The 24861-nt window shown below is 69.3% G+C and carries 20 protein-coding genes; 5 read left to right on the forward strand and 15 right to left on the reverse strand.

All coding sequences use genetic code 11. The features are described 5' to 3' along the window. Positions 1-38: 38 nt before the first annotated feature. The 7 genes from ACGFI8_RS42905 to ACGFI8_RS42935 all read right to left on the reverse strand — a co-directional run bounded on the left by ACGFI8_RS42905 (position 39) and on the right by ACGFI8_RS42935 (position 5918). Positions 39-299: a hypothetical protein gene (locus ACGFI8_RS42905; protein WP_392813566.1), complete on the reverse strand. Its 261-nt coding sequence runs from the start codon at positions 297-299 to the stop codon at positions 39-41. A gap of 510 nt (positions 300-809) precedes the next feature. Beyond that, positions 810-1325, reverse strand: coding sequence for a LuxR C-terminal-related transcriptional regulator (locus ACGFI8_RS42910; RefSeq protein WP_392813567.1), 516 nt, complete (start codon positions 1323-1325; stop codon positions 810-812). Between the two features lie 71 nt (positions 1326-1396). Next, the gene (locus ACGFI8_RS42915) at positions 1397-1798 is read right to left on the reverse strand and encodes a nuclear transport factor 2 family protein (protein ID WP_392813569.1); all 402 of its coding nucleotides are present in this window, start codon (positions 1796-1798) and stop codon (positions 1397-1399) included. A 149-nt stretch (positions 1799-1947) separates the two neighbouring features. Beyond that, entirely contained in the window at positions 1948-2910 is a 963-nt protein-coding gene (locus ACGFI8_RS42920) for an alcohol dehydrogenase catalytic domain-containing protein (RefSeq protein ID WP_392813606.1), read from the reverse strand. Positions 2911-3423: 513 nt separating this feature from the next. Then, on the reverse strand, positions 3424-5301 hold the full coding sequence (locus ACGFI8_RS42925) for a tetratricopeptide repeat protein (RefSeq protein WP_392813571.1): 1878 nt from the start codon (positions 5299-5301) through the stop codon (positions 3424-3426). Between the two features lie 2 nt (positions 5302-5303). Then, positions 5304-5654 (reverse strand): hypothetical protein, encoded by a 351-nt coding sequence (locus ACGFI8_RS42930; protein ID WP_392813573.1) that lies wholly within the window; start codon positions 5652-5654, stop codon positions 5304-5306. A 90-nt stretch (positions 5655-5744) separates the two neighbouring features. Further along, the gene (locus ACGFI8_RS42935; protein ID WP_392813574.1) at positions 5745-5918 is read right to left on the reverse strand and encodes a hypothetical protein; all 174 of its coding nucleotides are present in this window, start codon (positions 5916-5918) and stop codon (positions 5745-5747) included. A 430-nt stretch (positions 5919-6348) separates the two neighbouring features. Between ACGFI8_RS42935 and ACGFI8_RS42940 the strand changes: the two genes are divergently transcribed. From ACGFI8_RS42940 to ACGFI8_RS42955, 4 genes are all read left to right on the forward strand, one after another. Next, a complete protein-coding gene (locus ACGFI8_RS42940; RefSeq protein WP_392813576.1) occupies positions 6349-13899 on the forward strand; it encodes an FG-GAP-like repeat-containing protein in 7551 nt (2516 codons plus the stop codon). A 76-nt stretch (positions 13900-13975) separates the two neighbouring features. Further along, on the forward strand, positions 13976-14275 hold the full coding sequence (locus tag ACGFI8_RS42945; RefSeq protein ID WP_392813577.1) for a hypothetical protein: 300 nt from the start codon (positions 13976-13978) through the stop codon (positions 14273-14275). Positions 14276-14310: 35 nt separating this feature from the next. Then, positions 14311-14760, forward strand: coding sequence for a hypothetical protein (locus ACGFI8_RS42950; protein WP_392813579.1), 450 nt, complete (start codon positions 14311-14313; stop codon positions 14758-14760). Positions 14761-14824: 64 nt separating this feature from the next. Next, positions 14825-15163: a hypothetical protein gene (locus tag ACGFI8_RS42955; protein ID WP_392813580.1), complete on the forward strand. Its 339-nt coding sequence runs from the start codon at positions 14825-14827 to the stop codon at positions 15161-15163. A 132-nt stretch (positions 15164-15295) separates the two neighbouring features. On the opposite strand, the gene ACGFI8_RS42960 is transcribed toward ACGFI8_RS42955, so the two are convergent. Genes ACGFI8_RS42960 through ACGFI8_RS42990 form a run of 7 tightly spaced genes read right to left on the reverse strand, consistent with a single transcriptional unit; the run spans position 15296 to position 23020 of the window. After that, positions 15296-16582, reverse strand: coding sequence for an aldehyde dehydrogenase family protein (locus ACGFI8_RS42960; RefSeq protein WP_392813581.1), 1287 nt, complete (start codon positions 16580-16582; stop codon positions 15296-15298). Then, a complete protein-coding gene (locus ACGFI8_RS42965) occupies positions 16579-17694 on the reverse strand; it encodes a hypothetical protein (protein ID WP_392813583.1) in 1116 nt (371 codons plus the stop codon). The genes ACGFI8_RS42960 and ACGFI8_RS42965 overlap by 4 nt, the downstream gene beginning before the upstream one ends. Then, positions 17688-18935: an enolase C-terminal domain-like protein gene (locus ACGFI8_RS42970; protein WP_392813584.1), complete on the reverse strand. Its 1248-nt coding sequence runs from the start codon at positions 18933-18935 to the stop codon at positions 17688-17690. Before ACGFI8_RS42970 ends, ACGFI8_RS42965 begins: the two co-directional genes overlap by 7 nt. Then, on the reverse strand, positions 18932-19861 hold the full coding sequence (locus ACGFI8_RS42975) for a 5-dehydro-4-deoxyglucarate dehydratase (protein ID WP_392813586.1): 930 nt from the start codon (positions 19859-19861) through the stop codon (positions 18932-18934). Before ACGFI8_RS42975 ends, ACGFI8_RS42970 begins: the two co-directional genes overlap by 4 nt. Positions 19862-19875: 14 nt before the next feature. Beyond that, positions 19876-20745, reverse strand: coding sequence for a carbohydrate ABC transporter permease (locus ACGFI8_RS42980; protein WP_392813587.1), 870 nt, complete (start codon positions 20743-20745; stop codon positions 19876-19878). Beyond that, entirely contained in the window at positions 20742-21686 is a 945-nt protein-coding gene (locus tag ACGFI8_RS42985; RefSeq protein ID WP_392813588.1) for a carbohydrate ABC transporter permease, read from the reverse strand. Before ACGFI8_RS42985 ends, ACGFI8_RS42980 begins: the two co-directional genes overlap by 4 nt. Next, complete coding sequence (locus ACGFI8_RS42990; protein WP_392813590.1) at positions 21686-23020, reverse strand: extracellular solute-binding protein; 1335 nt, start codon at positions 23018-23020, stop codon at positions 21686-21688. Before ACGFI8_RS42990 ends, ACGFI8_RS42985 begins: the two co-directional genes overlap by 1 nt. A 119-nt stretch (positions 23021-23139) precedes the next feature. On the opposite strand from ACGFI8_RS42990, the gene ACGFI8_RS42995 reads away from it, so the two are divergent. After that, positions 23140-23946: an IclR family transcriptional regulator gene (locus ACGFI8_RS42995; RefSeq protein ID WP_392813591.1), complete on the forward strand. Its 807-nt coding sequence runs from the start codon at positions 23140-23142 to the stop codon at positions 23944-23946. Between the two features lie 7 nt (positions 23947-23953). Here the strand turns inward: ACGFI8_RS42995 and ACGFI8_RS43000 are convergent, their stop codons facing one another. Next, a complete protein-coding gene (locus tag ACGFI8_RS43000) occupies positions 23954-24781 on the reverse strand; it encodes an NAD-dependent epimerase/dehydratase family protein (protein ID WP_392813592.1) in 828 nt (275 codons plus the stop codon). Between the last annotated feature and the right edge of the window lie 80 nt (positions 24782-24861).

A 24861-nucleotide genomic window follows, 5' to 3' on the forward strand; every position in this document is an offset into this window, starting at 1 on the left:
CATCCACGCCATCGACGCTAGTAGACACGCGCCAGCGTTCAGCCGGCGTGCTCCGCGCACAGGCAGGCGACGCCGCGCTCGATCCACTCGCGACCCTCCCAGTCGGGGCGGCGCTCGATCATCGCGGCGCGGACCTCCTCGACGATCGTCGCCTCGTCCAGCGCCGAGTCGCGGCGCTTCCAGGTCTCGTCGCGCAGGATGCGCAGGTAGTCGCGGACCTCCTCGAGCACGCCGACGCCGCCGATCGCGCCGTGGCCGGGCACGACGACCGACGGGCGCTGCGCCGCCAGGCCCTCCATGACATCGGCCTGACGCCGCTGTACCACGCGATGCCGGACGGGCTGGCCACGGTACCGCTGACGGATATGCCCCCGAGCCGCCTGGTCGTGGCCTGGGACCCGGCCGCCGGCCCCCTGGTCCGGTCCTTCGCCCGCCTCTGTATGCGCCGGATTTGACCCTGGCGGTGGGGGTCGGTTCGATGGGCCGATGACGTTCGAGGAGATCGCTCTGCCTGAATGGCCGGTCGGTGGCGTCGACGCGGCGCGGATGCGCGACGCCGTCGACCGGTAGGTGCGCTCGGAGGCCGTTGCCGAGCTGGTGCGGGCCTTTCACGGCACGCCGCCGCACGGGACGCCCGAGGAAGCGCTCGCGCAGCTCGTGGCGTTCTCCGACGTCTGGGACTACCGCCGGGGCGGGCTCGAGCGCAGCGAGGTCGTCGCGGTCGACTATCCGGACCACATCGACGACCTCGTGCACGACGCCGCGCGGGCGCTCGGGCTCGCGGGGCGCAACCGGCCCGCCGAGGGGCACTACGACCACACGCTCGTGCTCGGCGGCGGGCCGCGGACGGCGCGGGCCCGGTCGGAGTTCGCGGCCTCGCTGGTGCCGGCCGAGATGTGGCTGCCGACCGTCTTGGCCGCAAGCCCCAACCGTTGCGCGATGACGGTGTTCGCCAGGCCGGAGGCGATGAGGTCCAGGACTTCCCGCTCCCGCGGGGTCAGCTCCGGGAAGGGCTCGACGAGCAGCGCGGCCGCCTGCTGCGGCGCGGTACCGACCAGGTTGTGCTCGGCGTCAGCCTTGAACCCGAAGCCGGTCAGCGCGGGCCCGAGTCCGTCGTGCAGGTCCCGGTGCAGGCGGCGACGCTCCTCCTCGCGCGCGGCGACCAGCCGCTCCCGAGCGACCTGGACGTCCTCGGCGAGCCGTGCGCGGCGCCGAACACTGTGGTGGGCGTGAGCGCGGCGCTGGTCAACGGTGCCAGCCCGGCCACGAGCAGCAGCCAGCCGACCGCGTTGCGCGGGCGCTGCACGGCGAGGATGGCCCCGCACGCGGCGAACGAGACGCCGATCGCCGCGTTCGTCAGACAGGATTCGAGCATTGCTCCGGGCGTCAGGATGAGTCACGCCGGGAAGGTTCCGCCGAACATCGGCAGGCCGCTGCGTGACTGCTCTTGGGTCGCCTCGTCCTGCAGGACATCCCAGTGCTCGACGAGCACCCCGTCCTTCATGCGCACAATGTCGGCCGCGACCCATGCGGCCGGGCTTCCGTTACCGCTGAAACGCCCGTGCAGGATGACGAAGTCGCCTGCGGCCGCAGCGACTTGATTGTCGTAACGCAGCGCGTCAGGCAGCGACTTGATCAGGTCGAAGAGGCCGTTGCGGCCGGGCGCGATTCGCGCGCTGTGCTGCAGGTAGTCAGGCGACCAGAACCGTTCAGCCGCAGCATAGTCCCGGGCGTTGAACAGGGTATCGAACGCCTGCAGCACGATCTCGATGTTGCGCTTCTCCGCATCTGTAGGCATGGCGAGCTCCCTTCTGGCAATTCTGCCTGTAATCCCGGTGGAGCAGCGGTATACGTTCGACTTGACGGGGGTAGCCTTCGCTAGGATCACAGGCCTGCCGACACGTATGCCCGCCCAGCTGTTCGGCCAAGACCACCGATTGCGCGGCTTCAGGAGCCGACAGTCAGGACCATCCGGAAGCGGGCCTTGCCGGCAAGCATCTTCTGGTAGGCCTCGCTCACACGGTCCAGCGGTACGGTCTCGGTCATCGGCCGGATGCCGTGCAGGGCGCTGAAGGCCATGGTGTCCTCCACGTCCTGCGCGGTGCCGGCCGGATGGCCTCGGACGACGAGGGCGTTGCTGAGCAGTTGGGCCGGGCTGATGCCGAGCGGTGCGGTGTCTGCTCCGATCGCCACGAGCTCCCCGCGGGGGGCGAGGCCGTCCACGGTGGCGGTGATGGCTTCCGAGTTACCGGCGGTGGCCAGGACGACCTTGGCGCCGCCGAGGGATTGCAGGGCCTCGGCGACCGAGGCGCCGGAGGTGCTGTCGATGTAGTGGTGGGCGCCCAGCTGCTTGGCGAAGTCCGCCTTCTCGGGGCCGCGCGCGATGGCCACCGGTTCGAAGCCCATCGCGGCGGCGTACTGCACCCCGAGGTGGCCTAGGCCGCCGAGGCCGAGCACGGCGACCATGTCTCCGGGCCTGGCGGAGCTGCGCCGCAGCCCGTTGAAGACGGTCACGCCGGCGCAGGCCATGGGCCCCGCGTCGATCGCCGAGACTGTATCGGGGATGCGGGCCAGGGCGTCGACGGGCACGATCACTACCTCGGCGAAGCCTCCGTCGTACTGCCATCCCGGGACCTTCAGGTTCCGGCAGACGATGAAGTCACCCTGGCGGCAGGGCTTGCAGTGCCCGCAACTGCCACCGAACCAGCCGACCGCGATCCGGTCGCCGACCTGCCAACCGCGCTCTTGAACGCCGTCGCCCAGCACCTCGATGCGCCCGGCGACCTCGTGCCCGGGCACTTCGGGGAACGACACGCCTGGTAGTCCGGCACTCACGAAAGCCGCGTCCGTGTGGCAGACGCCGCATGCCTCCACGGCAATCCTCACTTGACCGAAACCCGGCCGTGGCATCTCTCGTTCGACGAGTTCGAACGTGCCGTTGGGTTCGGTCACCTGTGCAACTCGGTACGTGTTCAATGAGGCTCCTCGGGTGAAGTCGTCGCCGTGATTCGTTCGGCAGGCTTCCTCCTTGATCACGTCCGAGTACTCGCCGAGAGCCGCCCTCGATGCGGCACAAGACGCGGGCCATCCGGGGGGCTCGCCGTGTCCGTGATGACGCCCCACCTGCCATGATCAATCCATACCTCAACTCCGAGGGATGGCCCTCACCCGCGATGTGGCATGGTCCGGGACCGCGGCTCTGAATGCGCTCGGCATCTGCCAACCGCATCGCCGGACGTTTGCACCCGTCCGATCTCTCTTGCGTGGCTCACGGCGGACTGACCGGCCCTGAGCGGGGATGTCGGCGAGCTGGTGGTAGAGGGGGTAGTTCCGGTGCTCGCCGTCTGACCGGGGCAAGCGGTCGGGTAGATCAACGGGCATCCGAGGAGCTGGTCACGTCTTCATGCATGGTCGGATGGGAGGTCACAAAGGTTCACGGCGATCGGCGGAAGGTTCAACCCAGCCCGCCGCCCGCGCCCGGTCCTGCCAGTATTGGGCTTCTTCCAAGTTGCTGCCCCTGGTGAGGAGCACTCCCAGCGCGGCCATTCCTTCGAGCTCACCGGCTTCGGCGGACGCGCGGCACACCCGCTCGGCCTCGTCCCACTGTCCCCGCTCGCAGAGTAGGTGCGTCAGACTGATCACACCGCGGCCGGAACCAGCCTCGATGGATCTCCGGTACCAGCTCTCCGCGGCGGCCGTGTCACCAGCCTTCTTGTGTAAGTCGCCCACGGCGGCCATGCCCTGCCCATCGCCCTGTTCGGCCGCGCGGAGGAACCACGGCCCGGCACCGGCCACGTCGCCGGCGTGCTGAAGTTCGTTTCCGAGGCGAACCATCCCTTCGGGACTGCCGGCGTCCGCGGCCTCGCGGAACCAGCGGAGCGCCTCGGCTCGCTCGTTCCTATTTAGGGCACGAACCCCTAGGTTGATCATTGCGTGGGGCTCGCGGGCAGCAGCCGCCCTGCAGAACCAAGCGTCGGCCTCGCTCTGCCGGCCTCGGTCTTCACACATCAGCCCCAGGCACGTCCAGCCGCTAGCGTGACCTGCGTCCGCCGCCCGGTGGTACCAGGAACTGGCCCCCGTCTCGTCGCCCTGCCGGTCGAGCACCGCGCCCAACGCGATCATCGCGTCCACGCGACCGGCCTCGGCGGCCTTCCGGTACCACCGTTCTGCTTCTTCGGGAACCCCGCGCTGCTCGGCGAGCCGGCCCATCCCTATCATCGCGTCCGCCTGGCCCAATGCGGCCGCCTTGCGGTACCACGACGCGGCTTCGCCGAGCTTTCTCTGTTTCTCGAGGCACCCGCCCAGGATGGTCATCCCGTGGGCCAACCCTCGGCCCGCCGCCTCGCGGAACCACCGCTCGGCCCGCGCCCAGTCACGGCGATCCTCGTACAGAACGCCCAGCAAGAGCATCGCCTCAGTGTTGCCGGCCGAGACCGCTCGCCGGTAAAGGCGTTCGGCCGCCGCTAGCTCACCGTTCTCCTCGAGATGGCAGCCAAGCCAGTAGACCTCGTCCGGATCGGCGAGATCGACCGGGTCCTCGGCGGCGCCGGCCGGTCGCCAGGAAGCGTTGCGTATCAGCGGCAGCTGGCCGATGGTGTCGCTGCCGCTGATCTTCGGTTCTGGCAGACCGGCACTGCGCAGCCGGTACACCAACTGCTCGTGCAGCGTCGTGATGTCGACCAGTTCTGGGCCGCCGGCCACGCCGCTCCTGAGCACGTCGATGAGGTGGCCGGTGTACGCGGTGTAGGCGGCGCCGGCTGGCGCCTTCGCCAGCTGGTTGCTCCTCGTTGCGGTCAGCACGCAGCTGCCCCGAATGTCGAGCTGGCCAGCGACCTGCGCGGCACTTCCGCTCATGGTCCCGTGGGCCAGCCCGCTAAAACAGCAGTCGAGCACGACGACCTTGCTGCGCGCACCGCAGGAGAGCATGGCCCGGCGTAGGTCATCGTAGGCGAGCGAGGTGAAGTGCGGCTTGTCGTGCACTGCATGCGAGGTTGCCAGGTAGAGCCGGCCGTCGAAGTACGGGTCGATGAGGCCGTGCCCGGCGAAGTAGAACAGGAACATGTCGGTCGCCCTGCTGGCGACGTCCTCGATCTGGAGCGCCAACTCCTGGACGTTCACGGGCTCCCGGATGACGACGCAGTGATCGTCGCGTAGACCAACGAGCTCTGGGTCGATGAGGATCTCGTGAAGCGCGTCGAGGTTGTTCGGCACCGAGGGGAGATTCTCGAGGCTATCGTCCCTGGGGTAGGTGCTCACCCCGACCAGGCACACCCAGCTCTTGGCCGGATCGGGCATGGCCATCGTTACTCTCCCGCGGCCTCGCGCAGCGCCTTGATGACCGCGACCGGATCCTTGATCCGCTTTCCGTCGAGCTTAACGGTTCCATTCTTGCCGCGGAACGTGAGCTTCACGTCCGAGGTGCGGTGCTGGACCCACACGCTCAACGACCTGGCCAGCACGGCACCCATACCGCCAGATCCCAGTGCCACCAGCACGTCACTCACGGTGGCGCCCATCTCCTCCGGCCCTGGCGCCGCCGGCGCCAACCGCACTGTGGCACCCGACAGGTCGTCATCGCGTTGTAGCCAGCGGAACAGCGACCGGATCTCGGCAGCGGTGTCAGGGACATCAGACACACTGATGGCGACGTCCACCCAACCTCCAACCATGGAGACGAATCGCTCGACGATACTTCATATGCGTTCGTCCGGGGAGATCTGGGAACCGCCATCTATGGCTGGGGGTCACAAGGTCGGCGCGGGCCGCGATTCGCCGCGGCTCGGCCGCCACGATCCGCCTTCGATACCGTCCGCGAGCGCCGGCGGTACGCGCGTCGTCTTGCCGGTGCCCGGCGGCGTAACGAGCACGACCGCGCCGTCCCGCACCGCCGCGGCGACCCGATCGAGCACCCCGGCCACCGCAGTTCGTCCGCGGCGCCATCCTCGCAGGCCGTCGCGCCAGGCTCCGCCGGTGGCCCGCGGACTCGCTCACCCTGCGTGACACGGGCGGTGCGCGCGGCTCGTGCATCCTCGGCCGGTCTGGCCCTGATGGTGGCGAATGGGAGCATAGGTCGAATAGATGTGGATTGTCGGATGGTTTGCGTGGCGCAAATTCAGTCGTCACGTTCAGTGATGATCACTGTTCACAGGGTGGTAGAGTCTGGGAACTTCCTGTGAGGCAGCCGTGGATGGCATGCGACTGCCATTGACCAAAGTTGATGTTCCTCCGTAGCGTCGCGCTCATTGTCGTGATCGCCAACGGGGAGGCCGTGTCATGCGCAATGCGCCATGGCGTAGTCGAAGTTGCTTCATTGTCTTGGCCGAGTTCCTCGGTCGTCCTATCGGTCGCGTGGTGACCTACGCGCTCGCGCTGGTGCTGGCGGTGTCGCTGGTCGACGCGCTGGCTGCGCCGAAACCTGTACAGGCCGCGCCGCCGGAGAAGCCGGCGTGTCCGGCCGAGCGTCCGGACCGTGCTGCGGCGGTGCTGTCGGCTCGCTGGTGCGGCGGGAAGGTCGAGGTGTCTGGTGAGCGGTCCGAGACGTTGCAAATGTGGGCGAACGCGGACGGTTCGCTTACCGCGGAGCAGCACACGGGTCCGGTACGGATGCGCGACGGGAAGGGCGGCTGGAAGCCGGTCGACGCGACGCTGCAGGCGGATGCGGACGGTGGGGTGTCGGCGAAGGCGCACCCGCGTGGGCTGAAGCTGGCCGGTCAGTCCGGCGACGGTGAGCATGACGTGGTCCGCCTCGGCAGCGGCGATGACGCGGTGGCGTTGCAGTGGAAGGGGCGACTGCCGAAGCCGAAGCTGGAGGGCACGAAGGCCACGTACAGTGATGTGCTCGACGGTGTCGATCTGGTGATCGAGTCGACCCGGACCGGCTACGAGCAGTTCTTCGTGGTCAAGACGCAGGAGGCGCTGTCGAAGTCAGGAAAGCTGAACCTGCGGTTCAAGGCGCCTGGGTTGACGGTGTCACCGGACGGCTCGGGCGGCCTGGTGTTCAAGGACAAGACCGGCACGGAGACCGGCCGGATGCCGCAGCCGTCGATGTGGGACGCGGTGATCGGCGAGCACTCCCTCGATCACCTGCACATGGGTGCGGTGCAACTGTCCGCGACGCAGCGCGGTGCGAACATCGACCTGCAGTTGGCCCCGGATCCGGCGTTCCTGGCGGCGAAGGATCTGATGTACCCGATCACGATCGACCCGTCGGTGACGCTGCTGTTCGACACGTTCGTGCAGACCGGGTACGTCAGCGATCAGTCCGGTAGCACGGAGTTGAAGCTGGGGTATTCCGACGACGGCGGGTCGTGGACGGCGCGGTCGTATCTGAACTGGGACACGGCGTTCCTGGCCGGGGCGCGCGTGAACTCGGCATCGGTGTACCTGTGGGAGCACCATTCGTGGTCGTGCACGCCGGCGCAGTGGAACGTGTACACCACGATGACGCCGTCCACCGCAACCCGGTGGACGTCGCAGCCGCCGCTGATCAACCTGCAGGGCTCCTCGACGCAGACGAAGGGGTACAGCTCCTCCTGCAGCGCCGGCTGGGTCTCGGCGGACATTCCGGGCTTCTTCCAGGAGGCGGCGAACAACCGCTGGACCGCCACCGGTATGGGCTTGTTGGCCGCGAATGAGACCAACCACAACGGGTGGAAGCGGTTCAACTCCGCGGAGGGCGCTCACCCGCCGTACGCGGTGGTGACGTTCAACGGCACCCCGACGGTGACCTCGCAGTCGACCGACCCATCCACGGAATGCGCCACCGGCAGCGGCCGGCCGTTCATCAACAAAGTCCAGCCGAAGCTGCAGGCGCAGGTCGCCGACCCGGAAGGCTCGCCGGTGTCGGCGACGTTCGAGTGGTGGACCACCGGCGGGTCGATGATCGGTTCGACCACCGTCGGGCCGCAGGCATCAGGTTCCACGTTCGAGGCGACGGTACCGTCGGGCGCGTTCACCAACGGCGGCACCTACAGCTGGCGGGTCCGTGGTGCGGACGGCACCACCACCGGCGCCTACACCGCGTTCTGCGAGTTCACCGTCGACACCACCGAACCCACTGCCCAACCCGGCGTGTCGTCGGCGACGTTCCCGGAGAACGCCTGGACCGGCCAGCTGGCCGGCTACAACGTGGCGTTGACCGTCGACTGGGGCGCCAAGACGGCCATCGGCTCGGGCTGGGGTGCGGTTCCGGACGCTGCGGTCAAGTGGGCGGATCTGGACGGTGATGGCCGCGCGGACCTGGTCAGCAAGGAGGGCGACACGCTGTACGCGTTCCGCAACTGCGGATACAACAGCAACGGCACCGTCTGCTGGGGCGCCAAGACGGCCATCGGCTGGGGCTGGGCTGCGGTTCCGGACGCTGCGGTCAATCTCGCGGATCTGGACGGTGATGGCCGCGCGGACCTGGTCAGCAAGGAGAGCGGGACGCTGTACATGTTCCGCAACTGCGGATACAACAGCAACGGCACCGTCTGCTGGGGCGCCAAGACGGCCATCGGCTGGGGCTGGGGTGCGGTTCCGGACGCTGCGTACAAGCTCGCGGATCTGGACGGCGATGGCCGCGCGGACCTGGTCAGCAAGGAAGACGGCACGCTGTACACGTACCGCAACTGCGGATACCGCGGTGATGGCACCGTCTGTTGGAGCGCCACCAGGACGGCCATCGGCTGGGGCTGGGGTGCGGTTCCGGACGCCGCGTTCAATCTCGCGGATCTGGACGGTGATGGCCGCGCGGACCTGGTCAGCAAGGAAGACGGGACGCTGTACACGTACCACAACTGCGGATACCGCGGTGATGGCACCGTCTGTTGGAGCGAGAAGAGGACGGCCATCGGCTGGGGCTGGGGTGCGGTTCCGGACGCTGCGGTCAAGTGGGCGGATCTGGACGGCGACCGCCGCGCGGACCTGATCAGCAAGGAGAGCGGGACGCTGTACGGGTTCCGCAACAACGGATACACCAACCTCGACGTCCCGTACGTGGCCGGCACGACCACCCTCGCCCTCACCGGCGACGACGCCGTGCAGCAGATCAGCCTGCCGTTCCCGGTCAGCTTCTACGGCCAGACCTACACCTCGGCGTGGATCGACACCAACGGCATGGTGTCCTTCATCGACCCGCACGGCCCGCACCCCGACGACATCGTGCCGTTGCCCAACACCGCCGAACCGAACGGCACGATCTACGTCTTCGGGCAGGACCTGATCGTGGACGCCTCGGCGAGCATCCGTATCGCGACGATCGGCACCGCACCGAACCGGACGTTCCTCATCGAGTGGAACAACCCCTACCAGTTCGGCAACACCTCCCGGCGGCAGAACGCCGAGGTGCTGTTCACCGAGAACAGCAGCACCATCAGGCTCAACTACTCCGGCATCAACAACGTCTACGGGCAGGGCTCCCAGGCCCTGATCGGGGTGGAGAACGCCGACGGCACCATGGCGACGCAGTACTCGTACAAGACGCCCAGCCTGAACAACAACACCCAGGTCGTGTTCATCTACAACCCCGGCACCCCACCGGCCTCGGCGGGCACCGCTGCGAACTTCACGTTTACCCCGTCCGGCGTCAGCGACGTGGCCTCGTACCAGTACGGCGTGGACACCAACCCACCGTCCACTGTGGTCAACGCGGCGTCGCTCGGTGGCAACGCCACGGTATCGATCACCCCTGACTCCGACGGGCCGCACACCCTGTATGTGCGCTCCCAGGACCGGGCCGGCAACCAGTCACCGATCAAGGCGTATCAGTTCAACGTCGGCTACGGCGGCCTCACCTCACCGAAGACCGGTGACATCAGCGCCGGCAAGACAGCCCTCACCGTCGCCACCGGCCCCGCCGTGGCCGGCGTGACCTACCAGTGGCGCCGCGCCGACACCGACACCTGGCAAACCATCCCCCTCGCCGACGTCTCTCTCGCCGCGGGTGGTGGCTCGATCACCTGGCCGCTGCAACGCTCCAGCGGGCAGTTCCCGAAACTCAACTGGAACCTCGACACCACGCTGAAGAACGCCGAGGGCGGCCCCAACCCGCTCGACGGACCACTGCAGGTCCGGGCATCATTCAACGGCGGCGCCTCGGTACCAGTGAAGATCACCTTCGACCGGAACCAGGCTTCGGCAGCATCGCAGCAGGTGGGGCCAGGCTCCGTCAACCTTCTGACCGGGAACTTCACGCTCGGCGGCACAGACGTCACGGTTTCGTCGTACGGCTCTGACCTGACCGTCACGCGGAGCTTCAACACCCGCAGGGCCGCGGCCACGGACAAGGCGAACATGTTCGGGCCAGGCTGGGTGTCCGGCGTCGTCGTGGATGCGGCAGAGGCACCGTATACCGATCTCACCGTCACCGGTTCGCTGGTGCAGGTGGGCCTGCCGGACGGCAACTCGCTGGGCTTCACCGAAACCAGCGTCTCCGGTTCCGGCAAGACCTATGAGGCGCAGAACGGGTTCCAGCAGCTGCGGCTGTCCTACGCCACGGCGGGCGATGCGTTCACGCTGGCCGACATCGACGGCAACACCGTCGTGTTCACCCGGGTCACCGGGGCGGCGGCAGGAACCTACAACCCGACGGCGGTCACCACGCCCGGGGTGAGTCAGACGACGTCGATCAGCTGGCAGAAGGTGACCGTCAGCGGCACGGATCTGGTCCGGCCGACCCGGATGCTGGCACCGCTGCCCAGTGGCGTGTCGTGCTCGACGTTGGTGAAGGGCTGCCGGGCGCTGGACTTCAGCTACGCCACCACGACGACGGCCACCGGCACCGGCGCCACGCAGTGGGGCGACTACCTGGGCCGGGTGACGCAGGTGTCGTTCACCGCGTGGGACCCGGACGCCACCCCGGCGGCGATGCGCACCGTCGTCGTCGCGCGGTACAGCTATGACAGCAACGGCCGGTTGCGCTCGGTGTGGGATCCGCGTCTGGACTGGACCGACACCGGCACCATGCCACCGACCACCCGGCACCTGGAGACCACCTACGACTACGACGCGGACGGCATCGTCTCCACGCTGACGCCCCCTGCCCAGCAGCCGTGGCAGTTCACCTACACCACGCTTCCGGGCGACGCCGGCAAGGGACGGCTGGCGCAGGTGAGCCGGTCGGCGCTCATCGCCGGTACCGCGCGGCAGACCATCGTGTACAAGGTTCCGGTGTCCGGCACCGGTGCGCCGTACGACCTGTCTGCGGCCCAGACCACCCGGTGGGGCCAGGCTGAGCAGCCGGTCGACGTCACCGCGGTCTTCGACCCCGGGCAGGTGCCGGCCGCCGATCAGAGCACCGGCGCCAAGCCGGCCACTTATGAGCGGGCCATGGTCACCTATCTTGACCCGAACGGCCGGCCGGTCAACACCGTGATGCCAGGTGGACCCACCACCGCGACCTGGTACGACAGCTACGGCAACACCGTGCGCGGGCTCACCGCGGCCAACCGGGCCCGCGCGCTCGACCGGTCGACGACCGACACGGCCGCTCAGGAGGCGGCGATCGCCGGGACGCTGTCGACGCAGAACGTCTACTCGGCCGATGGTCGCCGGCTCCTCGAGGTGTACGGCCCGGAACACGACATCGCCCTGCCCAACGGGTCGACGGTGCGCGGCCGGGCCCGCACGGTCAACACCTACGACCAGGGTGCTCCGTCGACGGGCGCACCGTTCGATCTCGTGACCACCGAGACGACCTCGGTGTGCTACGGAACGGGCACCTGCACGCAGGTCGACCCGAGAACGACCACCACCGGATACGACTGGACGCTGCGCGAGCCGATCATCTCCACGGTCGACCCGGGCGGTCTGGCCCTGAGCACCCGCACCGCCTATGACGCGAGCACCGGACTGATCACCTCGGTGACGCAGCCGGCGGGTGGCGCGACGACCAACACCCCCGCCACCCGGACTACCGTCTACTACCGCAGCGGCACCGGGTCCGGCTACACCGAGTGCGACAGCCGTCCCGAATGGGCCGGCCTGACCTGCCGGGTCCAGCCGGGCGGGCAGGCGGCGAGCGGACCGGAACTGCCGGTCACGGTCACCACCTACGACATGTACGGCCAAGCGCGGGTCGTCACCGAGAAGACCAGCGCCGGCACCAAGCGAACCTCGACCACCACCTATGATGGCGCCGGTCGCACCTCGACGGTCTCGATCACCGGCGTGGCCGGCACGGGCCAGGCGTTGCCGACCACCCGCACCGTGTACGACAACGCCAGCGGCCAGGCGATCCGCACAGAATCACTCGACGCCGGCAACAACGTCACGGCCAAGATCGTGCGGGTGTACGACACTCTCGGCCGGATCACCTCGTACACCGACGCCGACAACACCCTGTCGACGACGGCATACGACCTGTACTCCCGTGTCTCCTCGACCACCGACGGTCAGGCCACCCGCGCCTACACCTTCGACGGCGGCACCGAGCGGCGCGGCCTGCCCACCCAGGTCACCGACGGCCAGGCCGGCAACCTGACCGCCACCTATGACCCCGACGGCAAACCGCTGACCGAGACCTGGCCCAACGGGGTCGTCGTGACCAGGACGTATCGCGAGGACGGCGCCGTCGTGGGCATCGCGTACAACCAGCCCGGCTGCGGCCAGAGCAACTGCACGCTGTTCACCGAGGCGATCCGGTCGTCGGTGCACGGCGAGACCCGCGACCGCACGTCGTCGCTGTCGACGCAGCGGTTCACTTACGACAACAGCGGCCGGATCACGACCGCGAACGACATCATCGACGGCTCCTGCACGACGCGGGTCAGCGGATACAACACCGCGTCCGACCGCACCACGCTCACCAACTACGGACCCGCCGCCGGCGGAGCGTGCCAGACCACCACGGCGCTCACGACGACGACCTGGACGTATGACACCGCCAGCCGGGTCAACACCAGCGGCTACGTGTATGACGTGCTCGGCCGCACGTCGACCGTGCCCGGCGCGGACACCCTGACCGCGGGTTCCGGCAGCACGTCGCTGACGTATCACGTCAACGACATGGTGCGCACCCAGACGCAGGACACCAGAACCATGACCTACACGCTCGACGTGGTTGCCAACCGGTTCCGCAGCTGGACCGACAGCGACGGTGCCGGCACTCTCACCCGTACCAGCCACTATGCGAGCGACAGCGACAGCCCGTCGTGGCTGGTGACCGGTACGAACGAGGTCATTCGCGCGATCGCCGGTGCCGGCGCGGTTGCGGCGATCTTCACCACCGCGACCGGCGTCAGCTGGCAGATCACCAACCTGCACGGCGACTTCGTCGCGGGGATGGCGTCGAGCGGCTTCGGCCTGGTCTACACGGGCGACTTCACCGAGAGCGGTCGCCCGCACAACCCCGCCGGCCAGCAGCGTGGATACGGATGGCACGGTGCCGACCGACGGTGGTCGGACACCCCCGGCGGTATGACGCTGATGGGTGCCCGGCTCTACTCACCGGCCACCGGCAGATTCCTCAGTGTCGACCCGGTGTACGGCGGCAACGCTAACGCCTACGACTACTGCTCCGGCGACGCGATCAACTGCGCGGACACCAACGGCCTGTTCGGCGACTACAGTTTCGGCTGCCAGCGAACGTTCAAGAACAACGTCCGCGGCTCGTGGGTCAGTGGCATCGACATCGGCCTGCGGTGCGACATCGGCCACTCCTTGACGGTCTATGGGGCCTTTATCTTGGGAGCTCTCGGCGCCGCCATTGGCGGCGCGCTCGGTGGCGGTTGGGGCGCGTTCATCGGCGTAATTATCGGAGGCGCTTACGGCGCCTGGTATGGGGCAACCTGCCACAGGAGGAACCTGGGTATCACCTTCAAGACGGCCGTGCACGTGCGCTGGACGAACGCGTTCGGCCACACCTGGTGGAACGAATGGCGCTGGGTGGATCCGGTGAGGCTGGGCTGCCGCAGCAGCTAGCGCAACACCGGCCCTCGATTCGGCACACCACAGACACGCTGGAGCAGCAATGCGGGTTGTAGAGAGTTTGTTGTTCTTGGCTTTACAGAGCGTCGGCGGCACCCTCTTCGGCTACGCTGTGGGGTCGGTCGGGTTGATGCGCCGGCCGACGACGCACCGGATCTGGGGCACACTCGGTGCGCTGCCGAGGGGTCGTTTCGTGGCGTACTTCGGACTGCTCGGCTTCTCGTGGCTCGTCGCCGTATGGCTGATGTGGTTCTGGCGGGGCGAGGCGTACACGGTGCCGATCGCCGGTGCTCTCGCCGCGATCGCGGTGCTGCTCGTCGTCGGCTGGGTCGTCGCGATCCTGCGCAACCGGAAGGTTCCGGTGAGCTGACGTAGGGCAGTGACGATTGATGGGCCGAAGGCAGCTTGCGACTACCTTCGGCCCACTCGCGTCCCCCGGGCAAGCTACAACCGATTGCCATCCGCGCGGGGACGTTTGCCGTCGCGGATTGCCATAGCGTTGCAGAGGCCCGCGACCGCACGTCGTCCCTGTCAACCCAGCGCTACACCTACGACAGCGCAGGCCGGATCACCACGGTCGACGACACCGTCAGCGGCGCCTGCACCACCCGGGTCCAGGGCTACAACACGGCGTCCGACCGCACCAGTCTGACCACCTACGGGCCCGCGACCGGCGGTGCGTGCCAGACGACGACGGCCCTCGGCACGACCGGATGGACCTACGACAACGCTAACGTCTGCAAACAGCTCAACGGAGTTACGATCCGGGCCACCTTCGTAAAGAAGTACCACTGGATCACCGGTCCGTGGGGAGGCATCCGATACGCCTATCCGCTCACGCCGAGATGTAACTGACCACACACGGACGACGGCCGTGCGGGGCTCAGTCCCCGCACGGCCCTGGAACCGAGGGAATGCCATGCCGACTCAGGTGCATGTGCTGCTGGCCGTCTTCTGCGCGCTGCTCGCCGTCGCGAGCGGCATCGTCGGGTGGCGCATCTCCGCGGGCTCGGTGCGCGCCCGGCCGGATGCCGCCGGTGCGCCGCATCGGCAGCGGCTGGCCCGTGACGCCGCCCGGATCGTGTACGCGGTCGGCGCGGTGTTCCTCGTGCTCGCCGGGTTCATCCTGGTCAGCGGCGACCGGACGGTACTGGTCACCGCGCTGGTCCTCGTGCCGGTCGCGATGGTGCTCGCCGTGCTGGGCACCATCGCAATCATCCGGGCGGTCAAGGCCCAGCGCGATACCGCGGGAAGATGAACGGCTACAGAACGGGGTGAACGGCCTCGACGTCTCCGACTGATGCGGATCGCCCCAGGCCGGCGCTTCTCCTTCAGCTCGATTACCCAGGCACGTGGAAGGCACTCGCCCTCCGAGCGGCCGCGGTTCGCTTCACCCGAACCGGGAGACGAGTCCGGGCGGCAGGCCCTGGAGGGCGACCGGGCGCAGGAACCGGAGGATCGACCCGGTGCCGACCGACGTGTGGAGCGGGTTCGACGTGGCTGGCCACGGGCCGCCATGGTGCATCGCGTCGCAGACGGCCACGCCGGTGGGCACGCCGTTGAGGATAACCCTCCCGGCCAGCGGAACGAGTTCGTCCAGCAACGGCGGGAGCCGCTCGTCCAGCGGGTCTGCCAGCACCGTCGCGGTGAGCGACCCGGGCAGGCGGGTGACGATCTCGCCGTACCGCTCAACGGGGCAGCGGCAGAGGACCACGGCCGGGCCGAAATGCTCCTCCAGCAGCTCACCGGTCAGGCGGTCGGCGTCGACGCGGACGGCGAAGGGGTGCCGTGGTGACGCGGTGTCCGTGACGGTGCCGTAGGCGCCGGCCCGGGTCCGCCAGGCCGCGTGCGCCACCGTCATCGCCGGGGTCAGCATCCGCTCGAACGGCGCGACGGCGGCGATGGCGGCATCGAGGCCGTCGGCGAAGTCATCGCCGTCGGCGGTGGCGGGGAGGACGACGAGCCCCGGCTTGGTGCAAAGCTGCCCCGCCGAACCGGTCACGGAGGCGGCGAGGGCGGCCGGCCATGCCGTGGCCGGCAGTGCGGACGGCAGCACGAGCACCGGGTTGAGCGAGCCCATCTCCGCGTGGACGGGAATTGGGTCGGGCCGGGCGGCCGCGGCGTCCATCAGTGCCCGCCCGCCCGACGGCGAGCCGGTGAACGCGACGGCCCGGACGGCCGGGTCACGCACCAGCGCCAGCGACACCTCCGGCCCGCCGTGGACCAGCCGGAACGTGGCCGCGTCGAGGATGCGGGCGGCAATGCCGGCGAGGAGGTCCGCGGTCTTTGGCTGCGCGGGATGCGCCTTGACGACGACCGGGCAGCCGGCGGCGAGCGCGGACCCGGTGTCGCCGCCGAGCACACCGAAGGCGAGGGGAAAGTTCGAGGCCGCGAAGACAGCGACCGGGCCGATCGGAACCTGGACCTGGACGATGTCGGCGCCGTCCGGGGCGGCGTGCGGCGAGGTGATGACGGGCCGGTCGCGGGAGTCGGCGACGAAGTCGCCGAGCAGGCGCAACTGTCCGGTGGTCCGGTCCAGCTCGTCGGCGAGCCGGGCCTCGGTGAGGCCGGTCTCGGCCGCGGCGACCTCAAGCACCGCGTCCCGGGCGTCGGCGAGGGCGTCGGCGAGGGCGTGGAGGGTTTCGCGCCGCTCAGCGGCACTCCGAAGCTGGGTCATGACTTCTCCAGGATCGTAGACACCTCGTGGAGGGTCCGCTGCCGCCAGGCGGGCGCGAGGCCGAGGTGGTAGAGGTTGATGCCGCTCGCCCCGGCGGCGACGAGCGCGCGGACGTGTCCGGGCAGGTCCTCACCGTGTGCCGGGGGCAATGCGGTGACGTAGGCGTGCACGGTGTCGCCGTCCCGGAACGCGGACGCCACCGCGTCAACCGCCTCGGGGGTGGTGGACCATGCGTTGAGCAGCAGCCGGTCGGGGCGCCGAGCGTGCGGCGTGGACGGCGGCCGGTAGCCGGGCGATGGGCCGGTGGCCCAGCGGTCGCCGCTGGCGTGCAGTATCACCGCCGTGCCGTCGAGCGCGTCCAGGCACTGGCTGCGCATAGTCTCCGTGGCCTGCAGCCGTGCTTCGACGATGACGTCGGCGTTGTCCACCGGCATGCCGGACCGCACCGCGGCGCGCAGCTGCGCCACCATCCGGTCCGGGTCGGCGCCAAAGCGCGACCAGTTGCGACGGCACGCCGGGCAGCAGCACACCGACAGCCATCGCTGCGCGGCGTCCGTCCAGGCTCCGGCGGTCTTGTCGTGGTGCCCGGCGTGCACGACGCCGAGCTGACCGCAGGACTCCAGCGACACCATGCTCACCGCTACGTCGCGCACCGCTTCGGCCGCCAGCAGGGCCGCGTAGTCACGGACCTCCTCCCACGACGGGCACAGGGCGTACGCATACCGGTCGCCGAAGCAGTTCACCACCGCGACGTCGGGGTGTTCCTCGCCGAGCCGGGTGTTGTGGGTCAGCACCACCCAGGCCACCACCTCCAGCCCGCGGGCGGTGAGCGCGTGGGCGGCGGTGCGGAACGGGTCGGGGTCCGCCATCCAGGCGGGCTCGAGCGGCCGCAGCCGGCGGCCCTGCCACACCGACTGGCGCACCAGGCGGTACAGCGCCGCGTACCTGGCCTCGATGACCTGGTGGCGAGGGTGCAGCGGGGTGGCGGCGCGCACGGAGTGGTACGCCGCGGCGAGGGTCACCGAATCGAGGCCGAGGTCTACGGCCCGGTCCACGAACGCGGGGTCGCCGAGCACGTCCCAGCAGTACGCGTGGCCGGAGAGTGTTACCACCTGGGCCGCAGCTTTTGGAACGTCGGGTCGGCGGTGCGCATGTACGCGGTGTCGTCACGGACCCGGATGCCGCACCGGACGTAGTTCTCGTGCAGGCGAGCCAGCATGTCACGGTCCAGCTCGACGCCGAGCCCGGGCCCGTCGGGCACCGCGACCGAACCGTCCACAATGGGCAGTGGTGCGGTGACCACGTCGACGCCGTCCTGCCAGGGGGTGTGCGTGTCCGCGGCGTGGGTGAGGTTGGGCAGAGCGGCGCCGAGCTGGACCATCGCGGCGAGGCTGATGCCGAGGTGACTGTTGGAGTGCATGGAGACGCCCACGCCCCAGGTTTCGCAGATGCGGGCCAGGTCGGCCGACGCGCGCAGCCCGCCCCAGTAGTGGTGGTCAGCGAGCACCACTCCGACCGCGCCTTGGGTGAACGCGGGCCGGATGTCGTCGAAGCGGACGACGCACATGTTGGTGGCCAGCGGCATCGGCGCGTCTGCGGCCACGGCGGCCATGCCGGCGATGCCGGGGGTCGGGTCTTCGAGGTACTCCAGGAGCCCGGCCGTGGCCGACGCGACCTTCCGCGAGGTGTCGACCGACCAGGCACAGTTCGGGTCCAGCCGGAGCGGATGTTCCGGAAACGCCGCCCGCAGTGCGTGGATCGCCTCGACCTCGGCGGCGGGCTTGAAGACGCCGCCCTTCAACTTGATGGATCTGAAGCCGTACCGGTCGATGAGCATGCGCGCTTGCGCCACGATACCGTCGGGATCCAGGGCGGCGCCGAACGTGTCGGGCTCCGCCGACGGGTGGGCCGCCCATTTGTAGAACAGGTAGGCGGAGAAGGTGACCGCGTCCCGGCAGCGCCCGCCCAGCAGCGTGTGCACCGGGCGGCCGACCGACCGTGCCTGCAGGTCCAGGCAGGCCACCTCGAACGGGGCGAACACCTTCGCCACCGTCTCGGGCGTCCCGGTCAGGCCGTGCCGATCCGCGGCACCGCGCTGGGCGACGGCGCCGGCCGCCGCCCGCCGGACCGCGGCCAGGTCGAACGGGTCCACCCCGGCGAGCGCTGCGGCGGCCCGTCGGACCAGGTCGAGGTGCGGCGCGTCGCCGTAGGTCTCGCCGAGCCCGACGAGGCCGTCGCCGCAGGACAGCTCGACGATCGTGCGCAGCGCCCACGGCTGGTGAATTCCGGCTGAGTTCAGCAGCGGTGGGTCGGGGAACGCGATCGGCGTCACCACCGCGTCGACGATGTTCATGCCGCCTGCTTCAGGCCCTGTAGCGCCGCGCGGCCGGCGTCGATGATCTCGGCCAGGTTGGCCACGTGTGCCGGGGTGGCGTCGACGAGCGGTGGCCGCACCGGCCCCATGTCCAGTCCCGCCAGCCGGGCACCGGCCTTCACCAGCGAGACCGCATACCCGGGCACCAGGTCGCGTAGCGCTACGAACGGCAGGTAGAACGCGGCGAGCAGGGTCTGCATGGTCGCCGTGTCGCCGGACGTGACCGCCCGGTAGAACGCCGTGGCGATGTCAGGCGCGAAACACAGCACCGCGGAGGAGTAGCTGTCGACGCCGATCGACCGGTACGCCTGCACGGAGAGCTCAGCCGTCGGCAGGCCATTGAGGAAGCCGAACTCGGCCGCGCGCGGATGGCCGCTGGCACGGATCGCCGTGACCAGCCGGAGCATCGCGCTCACGTCGCCCTTGCCGTCCTTGATCCCGACGACCCTGGGCACGTCGAGCAGGGCGACGGCGGCGGCCGGGTCGAGCACGGCGTTGGCCCGCTGGTAGACGGTGATCGGCAGGTCGGTCGCCTCCGCCACGAACCGGACGTGTTCGACGAACCCCGCCGGCGTCGAGCGGACGAGGTACGGTGGGAGCAGCAGCAGCCCGTCCGCGCCGGCCTCGGCGGCAGCGGCCGCGAAGTCGCGCGCCAGCTGCGGTCCGCCCCCGGTGCCAGCGAACACCGGCACCCGGCCGGCCGCCACCCGCACCGCGGTGCCGACCACGTCGCGGTACTCCTGCATCGACAGGCTGGTGAACTCACCGGTACCGCAGGCCACGAACAGCCCGGACGGCCCGGCGGCGACCTGCTGCTCGATGTGCTCAGCGAACGCGGTGAGGTTGACCTTGCCGTCCTCGGTGAACGGGGTCAGCGGGAACGACAGCAGGCCTTGGAGGCGCATCTACAACTTTCCTTTCATCCTTTGACGGCGCCGGAGGTCAGGCCCCGCATGAACTGGCGCTGGAAGCCGAGGAAGGCGATGACGGACGGCAGCAGAGCGAGCAGCGACGCGGCGAGCACCACGCCGACGCCGACCTGATCGTCGGCGCGCAGGCTGCGCAGCGCGAGCGGCAACGTGAACTGGGCGGCGTCCTGCGCGACGAGCAGGGGGAGCATGTACTGGTCCCAGATCATGGTGAAGCCGAAGATGCCGATGACCCCGAGCGCGGGCCGGCACAGCGGCAGCACCACCGACCAGAAGACGCGCAGGTCGCCGGCGCCGTCGAGGCGGGCCGCCTCTTCGAGCTCGACCGGGATCTCACGCATGAACTCGGTCATCACGAGGATCGAGAACGCCCATGCGCCGACCGGGACGATCATGCCGACGAGGCTGCCGATGAGGTTCACGTGGACGACCGGCACGTCGGCGAGGACGAGCGACAGCGGGATCGCGAGGATCTCGTCGGGCAGCATCATCGTGGACAGGATCAGCAGAAACACCAGCCGCATGCCCGGGAAGCGTTTGCGGGCAAGGGCGTAGGCCGCGGAAACACTCACCAGGATCTGCAGCAGCAGCCCGCCGCCGACGACGATGAAGGAGTTCAGCAGGTACTTCAGGACATCCTGCTGGATCGCGGCCCGGAAATTGTCGAGCGTGAGCTTCCGCGGGATGATCGTGAGGCTGCCCGGGTCGTGGACCGAACTGAAGGAGCTGACCAGCAGCGCGAGCAGCGGACCGGCGAAGACCAGCACCAGCGCCGTGTAGACGACGAACCGGAGGATCCGGGCCGGGGCACCGGTCAGGTCGGCGAAGCCGAGCGCGGTGTCGTGCCGAGGTCGTTTCACCGCTCTGTCCTCCGGGAGCGAACGAGCTGGACGGCGAGGGTGAGCACGACCGTGGCGAGCAGCAGCACCACCGAACCGGCGGCGGCGATGCCGAGTTCGTTGCGTTCCAGGCCGACCTTGTAGGTGAGGGTCATGAGGACCTCGGTGGAGCCGTTGGGGCCGCCATTGGTCAGCAGGAAGATCTCGGTGAACACGCGCATCCCGCGGATCGCGGCCAGCGTGAACAGGATGGCGAACACCGGTCGCAGCGACGGCAGGGTCACGTGCCACAGACGGCGCCAGCCGCTCGCCCCGTCGACCGAGGCCGCCTCGTAGAGTGCGCGGTCCACACCGGCGAGACCGGCGATGAAGATCATCATGTCGTACGGCGCACCGCGCCAGATGCCGACCGCCATGACCGACCCCAGCGACGTGTCCTGTGAGTTGAGGAACTGCGACGGGCCGAGGCCCACCCAGCCGAGGATGCTGTTGAGCGCGCCGTCGGATGCCGGGTAGTACAGGATGCGCCACACCTCGGCGACGACGGCCATCGCCGCGACCGTCGGCAGGAACACCGCGGTCCGCACAAACCAGAGGTGCTTCGCCTGGCCTTCGAGCAGCAGCGCGAGGATCAGGCCGATGACGATCGAGCCGCTGGTCTGGCCGACGGCGAGGAGCACCGTGTGCCAGATCGCGGATAGGAACGCGTCGTTGGTGACGACCTCGTGGTAGTTCTCGGCGCCGACCCAACGGTCGCCGAGATAGGGGCGGACCTCGTAGAAGCTCATCTCGATGGCGCGGGCCATCGGCACGAACTTGAACAGCGTGAAGAGGATCAGCGCCGGGGCGAGGAACGCCCAGGCGACGAAGCTGCCGCGGAAACGCGGTCGGCGCCGCCTGCTGCGCGACGCCGGGGCAGGGGTGCCGCGCACCCCTGCCCGCGGAGGGGCGATGGCAGCCATCAGGCCGCCACACCCTGTTTGGTCAGTTCCTGCTTGAAGGTCTCGGCGAGCTTGGTCAGCTCCTGCTTGGTGTTGGAGTCGCAGTTGGCGACGATGGCGTTGATCGTGTCGGCGGACGCCTGACGGAAGGGGGTCCAGTCCGGCACGGCGGGCACGTACCGCCCGGCCTCCTTGTAGACCTTGTCGAACACCTCCCAGCGGGTGTCCTTGCGCACCGAGGACAGCGTCACCTGCGAGTTGACCGGCAGCCGGACGATGTTGCCGTCGGTGTCACCGGCCATGCCGATGGTCTGGCCCTCGACGGAGATGGCGAACTCGGCGAACTTCTCCTGCCCGGCCTGGTTGTTTGAGCCCGCCATCAGGTAGATGTTCTCGCCCTCGGCCAGGGAGGCCGACTTGCCGCCGGGCCCGGGCGGGGCCGGGACGACCTCGTACTTGTCCTTGCCCAGGTTCTTGTCGAATCGGGCCATGTTGTACGGCCCAGTCAGGTAGATGCCGGCCTTGCCGCTCTCGAACATCGGATGCGCCTGCGTGGTCTCCATCGTCGCCGCCCCCGGCGCGACGCTCTTGGCGACGCAGAACTGGGCCTTGAACCACTCGACGGCCGCGACGGACTGGTCGCTCGCGATCGCAGGCGTGAACCTGCCGTTGTTCTCGGTGAAGTAGTCCCCGCCGCCGGCCCAGAGGAAGCTGGTGAAGTACCACGAGGTGTAGCCGCGCTTCGTCGAGCCGGGCACCGTGTAGCCGAAGGTGTCGGCCTTGCCGTTGCCGTCGGGGTCCTTGGTGGTGAACGCGGTCGCGAGGGCGTCGAGCTCCGCCCACGTCGTCGGGACCGGCAGGCCCAGCTTCTCCCGCCAGTCCTTGCGGATGAACAGGGCGAACGACTGGGCGCTGTTGGGCACGCCGTAGTACTTGCCGTCGGCGCCCTTCGCGGCCTCCCATGAAGCGGGGGTGAGCTTGTCCTGACCGTCGATGTCGTTGCGGTTGACCTCGCGCACGATGCCCTGCTTGACGAGCGAGCCGAGCTGCGCGGTGTCGTTGATGACGATGTCGGGCAGCTGCTTCTGCGCGGCGGCCTGCTGCAGCTTGGTCTCGAAGTCGTCGAACAGGGCGGTCACGTGGCTCGGGACGCCGGACCGCTCGGTGAACTTGGCGGCGAGTTCCTTGGTGGTCTTCTCGGTGTTCGAGCCCGGGGGCTTGCGCACCCAGATCTCGAGCTGCGCGCCGGGGTCCTGGTCCTTGGCGGGGACCGCGTTGCCGCCGCAGGCGGCGGCGAACAGACCGGTGAGCGCAAGCGCGGCGACAAGTCTGAGCGTGGGGTGCCGTCCAGACACTGCCTTGCCTCCTGTCTACATATGTGGACACCATCCGTACATGTGAAAAAGCGCATCCACAAGTTAGCGTCCTGTATCATGGTCGTCAACACATTGGGGACAAAGGAACGGTGGTCGTCATGGCAGGCAGGCGGCGCGAGACGGGCGAGGATCACACCGGGGCGGAGACCTCCCCGGTCAAGTCGGCCGAACGGACCGTGCGAATCCTGGAGACGCTGGCGGCATCGCCGACCCGGCTGACGCTCGCCGAGATCCAGGAGAAGATGGGCTACCCGCGCTCCAGCCTGCACGCCCTGGTCCGCACCCTGCGCGACATGAAGTGGGTCGAGGCCGACGCCACCGGCTCCGCGTTCGGCGTCGGGCCGCACGCGCTGCTGTCCGGCACCGCCTATCTCGACCGCGACCCGGCGCTCCCCTTCGCCTACGAGACCCTCGAGGACCTGCGCGCGGAGCTGGGCTACACGATGCACTACGCCCGCCGTGACGACGCCCACGTCCTTTACCTGGCAAGCCGCGAGTCCCGCAGCGACGCGGCGGTCGTGCCGCGCGTCGGCCGCCGCCTCCCGGCACACGTGACCGCGCTCGGGCAGTCCCTGCTGTCCTGCCTGACCCGTGACGAGGTCGAGGAGGTCCTGCCCGAGCACCTGGAGGCGCTGACCGCCAACACGATCACCGACCGGAAGCAGCTGTTCGCCGAGCTCGACCAGGTGCGGGCGCGGGGCTGGGCGTTCGAGCGCGAGCAGGGCACCGAGGGGGTCGCCTGCGTGGCGGTTCCGGTCGACTACCGAATCCCGGCCACGGATGCGATCAGTTGCTCGATGCCCGCCAAGCTCGCAGACGCCGACGAGATCGACCGGGTCGCCACCGCGCTGCTCAGCCACACCAGCCTCCTCGCCGCAACGCTGCGCCGTGCGGGGATCCGCTGATAATTGCCTAACCAGCCGCCGAACCGGACCGCCGGCCGAGCGGGATCGAGCACCAGGGGCCGCCCACCCGCCGCAGGGCCGGGTCGTGCTCCAGATCCGACTCGCCGTGCTCAGCGACCAACTGTGGCAGGAACCGCTCCGCGTCGTCCTGGGGGAAGTACCCGATCGCCTCGCCCTCGGCGAGTGAGCACCAGCGCCGCGTGTTCCGGCTGATCCCCCACACCAGCCGGAAACCGGGATCCGGCACCGTCAGGCACGCCTCCACCAGCCGGGCGCCGTCGTCCGGCGACAGCCACGCCGCCAACCCGCGCGGCCCCGGCGGCGTCGGCGCCCACTGACCGATACGCAAGCACAGCACGTCCATCCCGAACCGGTCGGCGTAGAGCCGGCCGGCCATCTCGCCCGCGACCTTGCTCCAGCCGTACATCGTGTCCGGACGGCCCGGCAGGTCAGCCGGCAAGTCGGTACGCCCGGTGACGTCCTCGAAACCCACGGCATGGTTCGACGACGCGAGGATCATGCGCCGCACGCCGGCCCTGCGGGCACCCTCCAGGACGCAGAACGTGCCGTAGGCGTTGACCTGCAGCATGTTCTCGACCGCGTCCTCCTTGGCCAGGCCGCCCATGTGCACGACAGCGTCGACGTCCTTGCACGCCGCGGTCATCGCCTCGAGGTCGTCGACACTGGCGACGACGACTTCCTCATCGCCCGCGCCCTCGACCGGGTCCGCGGGACGCACATCGAGCAGCCGGAGCAGCCGACCCGGTCGCGCCAGGCGTGGCCGTAGCAACGCCGCCACCTTGCCCGCGCCGCCGGTGATCAGAATGCGCCGCACCGCACCCCCCTTCGTGTTATGGACCGCTATTGACGTGCCAACGCCGTACGGGGCCTGACGACCATCATCGTGACCCCGTA

Source organism: Dactylosporangium sp. NPDC048998 (genome assembly GCF_043197855.1).
In the GTDB taxonomy this organism is placed as follows: Bacteria; Actinomycetota; Actinomycetes; order Mycobacteriales; family Micromonosporaceae; genus Dactylosporangium.

Bases quoted from the DNA above. Each gene is read 5' to 3' on its own strand.
- ACGFI8_RS42905 (WP_392813566.1), bottom strand. From the start codon at position 299: ATGGAGGGCCTGGCGGCGCAGCGCCCGTCGGTCGTCGTGCCCGGCCAC.
- ACGFI8_RS42915 (WP_392813569.1), bottom strand. From the start codon at position 1,798: ATGCCTACAGATGCGGAGAAGCGCAACATCGAGATCGTGCTGCAGGCG.
- ACGFI8_RS42920 (WP_392813606.1), bottom strand. From the start codon at position 2,910: ATGCCACGGCCGGGTTTCGGTCAAGTGAGGATTGCCGTGGAGGCATGC.
- ACGFI8_RS42925 (WP_392813571.1), bottom strand. From the start codon at position 5,301: ATGGCCATGCCCGATCCGGCCAAGAGCTGGGTGTGCCTGGTCGGGGTG.
- ACGFI8_RS42955 (WP_392813580.1), top strand. From the start codon at position 14,825: ATGCCGACTCAGGTGCATGTGCTGCTGGCCGTCTTCTGCGCGCTGCTC.
- ACGFI8_RS42960 (WP_392813581.1), bottom strand. From the start codon at position 16,582: ATGACCCAGCTTCGGAGTGCCGCTGAGCGGCGCGAAACCCTCCACGCC.
- ACGFI8_RS42970 (WP_392813584.1), bottom strand. From the start codon at position 18,935: ATGAACATCGTCGACGCGGTGGTGACGCCGATCGCGTTCCCCGACCCA.
- ACGFI8_RS42975 (WP_392813586.1), bottom strand. From the start codon at position 19,861: ATGCGCCTCCAAGGCCTGCTGTCGTTCCCGCTGACCCCGTTCACCGAG.
- ACGFI8_RS42985 (WP_392813588.1), bottom strand. From the start codon at position 21,686: ATGGCTGCCATCGCCCCTCCGCGGGCAGGGGTGCGCGGCACCCCTGCC.
- ACGFI8_RS42995 (WP_392813591.1), top strand. From the start codon at position 23,140: ATGGCAGGCAGGCGGCGCGAGACGGGCGAGGATCACACCGGGGCGGAG.